We start from the raw sequence: 5,782 nt of genomic DNA, 5'->3' as shown, positions 1-5,782 counted from the left end.
CTCATCCAAAACGCTAGTCATGACCGCTTCATAGTGCGTGTTTTGAAAGGAACTCATACAAAACGCTCGTCATGACTGCTTCATGGTGCGTGTTTTGAAAGGAACTCATATAAAACGCTAACCATAACCGCTTCATAGTGTTAATTTTCAAAGAAGCTCAACAATCATATCAACTACGCTAAATATAAATGGGGGACAGGGACATGAACTTTCAATTATCAGAAGAGCATGAAATGATTAGAAAAATGGTACGCGATTTTGCAAAGAATGAAGTGGCCCCAACGGCTGCTGAGCGTGATGAGGAAGAGCGCTTTGACCGTGAGATTTTTGATAAAATGGCGGAGCTTGGGCTAACGGGAATTCCGTGGCCTGAAGAATATGGCGGCATTGGCAGTGACTACCTAGCCTACTGTATTGCAGTTGAGGAGCTTTCGAGAGTGTGTGCCTCAACAGGTGTAACGCTTTCCGCTCATACATCTTTAGCGGGTTGGCCGATTTTCAAATTCGGCAGTGAAGAGCAAAAGCAAAAATATTTGCGTCCAATGGCAGAAGGAACGAAAATCGGCGCTTATGGCCTAACAGAGCCTGGCAGCGGTTCTGATGCAGGCGGAATGAGAACGACAGCTCGCCTGGAAGGGGATCACTACGTCTTAAATGGTTCAAAAATCTTCATCACAAACGGTGGAATTGCTGATATTTATGTTGTTTTTGCTTTAACAGACCCGGCGGAAAAACATCGAGGTACGACCGCATTCATCGTGGAGGCTGACTTTGAAGGCTTCTCAGTCGGTAAAAAAGAGAAAAAACTCGGCATTCGTTCATCACCAACAACGGAAATTATTTTTGATAATTGTAAGGTTCCAGTAGAAAATGTTCTTGGCAATGTGGGAGAAGGCTTTAAAATTGCGATGATGACCCTTGATGGCGGACGAAACGGAATCGCCGCTCAAGCAGTGGGAATCGCACAGGGTGCCTTAGATGCTTCCATTGAATATGCAAAGGAGCGCGTTCAATTCGGCAAACCTATTGCTTCTCAGCAAGGAATTGGCTTCAAATTAGCTGACATGGCTACAAGCATTGAAGCTTCTAGACTATTAACCTACCAGGCTGCATGGCTTGAGTCTGAAGGACTTCCATACGGAAAAGAATCCGCAATGTCCAAATTATTAGCTGGAGACACAGCCATGAAGGTTACTACAGATGCTGTCCAAATTTTTGGCGGATATGGCTATACAAAGGATTATCCAGTTGAACGCTTTATGCGCGATGCGAAAATTACCCAAATTTACGAAGGCACACAGGAAATTCAGCGCCTCGTTATTTCTCGTATGCTGACAAAATAGGCTCCTATCATTTATTCTATTAAAAAAAGGCTTAGCAGAGTTGAGCCTGGAAACCCAGTCTTAACTCTGCACCCCAATTATAGAAGGACGGTAGGTAAAATGAAAAAACGCGAAGTACAGGCGTCTGTCAAAGATGAACGCCTTGTTAAAAAAAGACGGGACCAGATGATCAAAGGGGCTGTGACCCTGTTTATTCAAAAAGGCTTTCATCGCACAACGACAAGAGAAATTGCAAGAGCTGCAGGATTTAGCATCGGAACACTATATGAATATATCCGCACAAAAGAGGATGTTTTATATCTCGTTTGTGACAGCATCTATGACCAGGTTAGCGACCGTTTGCAAAAGGATCTCAACACCGATCAAGGTACGCTTGAAAGCCTAAAGCTCGGGATTGCTGATTATTTTCGCGTTGTAGACGAGCTGCAGGATGAGGTCCTTGTCATGTATCAGGAAGTGAAATCCTTATCAAAGGACGCCCTTCCATACGTGCTTAAGAAAGAAATCGAAATGGTTGGAATGTTTGAGCAAATCGTAACGAGATGCGTGGAAAATAAAGAAATAGATCTAACCGAAGACCAGATCAAAATGATTGCCCATAACATTTTTGTGCAGGGGCAAATGTGGGCATTCCGCCGCTGGTCATTGAAAAAGATGTACACGCTAGACGAGTATATCCAGCTTCAAACGGAATTGCTTTTTCAAGGGATTAACCAAGCGGAAGTGTCGAAGCAAAACAACTCGCTAGTTTCAAAAATGTAAGTCTATTACTGAACCTGCGTTAATACGAACAGGGGGAGAAAAATGAGTAATCCAGAAGTGTATAAGCCAAAGAATCATATTCGTTTTGTCACGGCTTCTAGTCTATTTGACGGTCATGATGCTTCCATAAATATTATGAGGAGAATCATTCAGGCAAGCGGAGCGGAGGTCATTCATCTAGGCCATAACCGTTCTGTGGAAGAAGTGGTGAATGCGGCTATTCAAGAGGATGTTCAGGGTATTGCAATTTCTTCCTATCAGGGAGGGCATGTGGAATACTTTAAGTATATGTATGACCTTTTAAAGGAAAGAGGTGCTTCCCATATCCGCATTTATGGGGGCGGGGGCGGTGTCATTATTCCAAAGGAGATTAAAGAGCTGCATGACTACGGGATTGCGAGAATCTTTTCGCCTGAGGATGGCCGTCAGCATGGGCTTCAAGGCATGATCAACCTCATGGTTGAAGAATGTGATTTCCCGACCTTTACGCCAGAAGCTACAGAGCAGATTGAAAAGCTTCAGGAAGGGAACACGAATGCCGTTGCTAAGCTCATTACTTTAGCCGAGCACCATGTCAATGTTGAAAAAGAAACGGCAGCAGCACTTGATTCTGTGATGGAAAAAGTGAAATCATTGGAAAAGTCTGTCCCAGTTCTAGGAATTACAGGAACAGGCGGAGCAGGGAAAAGCTCATTAACCGATGAATTAATTCGCCGTTTTATCAATGAAATTCCTGAAAAGAAGGTTGCCATTTTATCAGTCGATCCGACAAAGCAGAAAACGGGCGGAGCCCTTCTTGGTGACCGTATCCGCATGAATGCGATATTTAATCCGCGTGTTTATATGAGAAGCTTAGCCACAAGAAATTCGAAAAGCGAACTTTCGCTTGCGATTAAGGACGCGATTTCGGTTGTCAAAGCAGCCGGCTTTGATCTAATCGTTGTGGAAACAAGCGGAATTGGGCAAGGGGATGCTGAAATTACTGAAATTTGTGACGTTTCGATGTACGTCATGACGAGTGAATTTGGTGCGCCTTCCCAGCTAGAAAAGATCGATATGATTGATTATGCCGATTTAATTGTCATTAATAAGTTTGAGCGTAAAGGTTCTGAGGATGCAAAGCGCCAGGTGCAGAAGCAATACCAAAGAAGCCGCATGCTGTTTGAAAAAGACTTAGATGAGATGCCTGTTTATGGCACGATTGCGAGCCAGTTCAATGACCCGGGAACGAATGCTGTTTTTGCGGCAATCATTGAAAAATTAAACGAAAAAGCCGGAATAGACTGGAAAACGAGTTTTTCCAAAAGGGCCCTTGTTGAAAAACAAAATGTCATTATTCCGAATGAGCAGCGCTATTATTTACGAGAGGTTTCCGAAGCGGTGCGCAGCTATCATAAGAAGGCAGAGGAACAGGCTAATCTTGCGCGCAAGCTTTTCCAGCTTGAAGGAGCGATTCTTGCTGTTAAGGAGCAGGAGGCAAATGAAGAGGTGGTCGCCTCATTAGAAGCTATTAAGTCTACTGTTGAATCAAAGCTGACTGCTGAAACGAAGAAAATTCTTGAAGGCTGGGGCTCTCTAAAGGAAAAATACGCAGGGGATCAGTTTGTCACGAAAATTCGCGATAAAGAAATTATCACTGTGTTAAAAACGAAGAGCCTTTCTGGATTAGCTATTCCAAAGGTGGCTCTTCCAAAATACAAGGATTACGGTGAGATTATCCGTTGGGTTTATAGAGAAAATGTTCCAGGCTCATTCCCTTATACGGCTGGCGTATTCCCGTTCAAGCGTGAAGGGGAGGACCCAAAAAGACAGTTTGCTGGGGAAGGAACACCGGAAAGAACGAACCGCCGTTTTCATTATCTGTCAAAGGATGATTCGGCAAAGCGCTTAAGTACTGCCTTTGATTCAGTCACCCTTTACGGAGAAGATCCGGATTACCGTCCTGATATTTACGGGAAGGTTGGGGAAAGCGGAGTCAGTATTTGTACATTGGACGATATGAAGAAGCTTTATGCAGGCTTTGATCTTTGCCATCCATCGACATCTGTTTCCATGACCATCAACGGCCCTGCCCCGATTATCTTGGCGATGTTTATGAATACAGCCATTGAACAGCAAATCGAGGCAAAAGAAAACGAGCTTGGCCGAGTTCTAACGGCAGAAGAGTTCACAGAAGTCAGAGCGCGCACACTTCAAACCGTTCGCGGAACTGTTCAAGCTGATATTTTAAAAGAAGACCAAGGGCAAAATACATGTATTTTCTCAACTGAATTTGCTCTCCGCATGATGGGAGATATCCAGCAGTATTTTATCGACCAAATGGTGCGTAACTATTATTCTGTTTCGATTTCGGGCTATCATATTGCGGAAGCAGGAGCGAATCCGATATCGCAATTAGCGTTTACATTGGCGAACGGCTTTACGTATGTGGAGTACTATTTGAGCAGAGGCATGGATATTAACGACTTTGCCCCGAATCTTTCTTTCTTCTTCTCGAATGGGCTTGATCCGGAATATACGGTGCTTGGCCGTGTCGCACGCCGTATTTGGGCGACTGTTATGAGAGACAAATATGGTGCAAATGAGCGAAGCCAAAAGCTGAAATATCATATTCAAACGTCTGGGCGTTCGCTGCATGCGCAGGAAATTGATTTCAATGATATTCGTACGACCCTGCAGGCTTTGATGGCGCTGCATGATAACTGTAATTCCCTTCATACGAATGCCTATGATGAGGCCATTACAACACCGACAGAGGAATCAGTGCGCCGTGCGATGGCGATTCAAATGATCATTACGAAGGAGCACGGCCTCACGAAGAACGAAAATCCGCTGCAAGGTGCCTTTATTATTGATGAATTAACAGATCTTGTGGAGGAGCAGGTGCTTCAGGAATTCGAACGCATCAATGACCGCGGGGGCGTTCTCGGTGCCATGGAAACGCAATACCAGCGCGGAAAAATTCAAGATGAATCAATGCATTATGAAATGAAGAAGCATACTGGCGAGCTTCCGATTATCGGGGTCAATACGTATTTAAATCCGAACCCACCGTCTGAAGAAGACATGAACAATATGGAGCTGGCTAGAGCCACACAAGAAGAAAAAGAAACACAAATCCAAAATCTCCGCAGCTTCCATGAGCGCAACAAAGATAAAACAGAAGAAGCCATCAAACGCTTGAAGGAAACGGCTGTTTCCGGCGGCAATATTTTTGCAGAATTGATGGAAACCGTCCAAGTCGCAAGCCTTGGCCAAATTACACGTGCACTGTATGAAGTCGGCGGACAGTATAGAAGAAATATGTAGGTTATTGTGAAAAAAGCCCGCTGAATTGGTTTCAGCGGGCTATTAAGATTTGTTGAATAAAATTCAGTTATAAGTATATCGCATTGGCCAGCAAGGAATAAAGATAAGATGGATGCTGCCGAAACCCAATTTCCAAACCGATCAAAATAACACGATTGTCTTTTTCCGCTGTCATAACAGGCTGTCCCTGTGCCTTTTCGTAGCCTGGCCAATAACCGGAAATGAAAGAATTAGGAGCCTTTGAGTATGTGGCAACTACTTCAGCCCCTTTTGTATTCGTAAACCAAACGGGACGATAGACAAATCCTATGCTACCGGATGAATACCCGTATGTGAGCGGGCTTTGTAAATAATTGATATTTAAAATG

The 5,782-nt window shown here is 44.0% G+C and carries 3 protein-coding genes and 1 pseudogene; 3 read left to right on the top strand and 1 reads right to left on the bottom strand.

Features of this window, described 5'->3' with window-relative positions:
- The first annotated feature begins 203 nt into the window (after positions 1-203).
- The 3 genes from V7149_RS24145 to icmF all read left to right on the top strand — a co-directional run bounded on the left by V7149_RS24145 (position 204) and on the right by icmF (position 5,414).
- Entirely contained in the window at positions 204-1,343 is a 1,140-nt protein-coding gene (locus tag V7149_RS24145; RefSeq protein WP_335348115.1) for an acyl-CoA dehydrogenase, read from the top strand.
- Between the two features lie 99 nt (positions 1,344-1,442).
- Entirely contained in the window at positions 1,443-2,105 is a 663-nt protein-coding gene (locus tag V7149_RS24140) for a TetR/AcrR family transcriptional regulator (protein WP_335348114.1), read from the top strand.
- 42 nt (positions 2,106-2,147) lie between these two features.
- On the top strand, positions 2,148-5,414 hold the full coding sequence (gene icmF / locus V7149_RS24135) for a fused isobutyryl-CoA mutase/GTPase IcmF (protein WP_335348113.1): 3,267 nt from the start codon (positions 2,148-2,150) through the stop codon (positions 5,412-5,414).
- 67 nt (positions 5,415-5,481) lie between these two features.
- On the opposite strand, the pseudogene V7149_RS24130 reads toward icmF, so the two are convergent.
- Positions 5,482-5,782 (bottom strand): annotated as a pseudogene (locus V7149_RS24130) (hypothetical protein); the annotation flags it as partial.

Origin of the sequence: Bacillus sp. JJ1503 (genome assembly GCF_036965125.1) — a bacterium.
Lineage (GTDB): Bacteria > Bacillota > Bacilli > Bacillales > Cytobacillaceae > Cytobacillus.
Note: the sequence above shows the minus strand (reverse complement) of the source record. Positions and strands in the feature narration are given on the sequence as shown.

Coding starts and splice junctions, on each gene's coding strand:
- icmF (WP_335348113.1), top strand. CDS start 2,148: ATGAGTAATCCAGAAGTGTATAAGCCAAAGAATCATATTCGTTTTGTC.
- V7149_RS24145 (WP_335348115.1), top strand. CDS start 204: ATGAACTTTCAATTATCAGAAGAGCATGAAATGATTAGAAAAATGGTA.
- V7149_RS24140 (WP_335348114.1), top strand. CDS start 1,443: ATGAAAAAACGCGAAGTACAGGCGTCTGTCAAAGATGAACGCCTTGTT.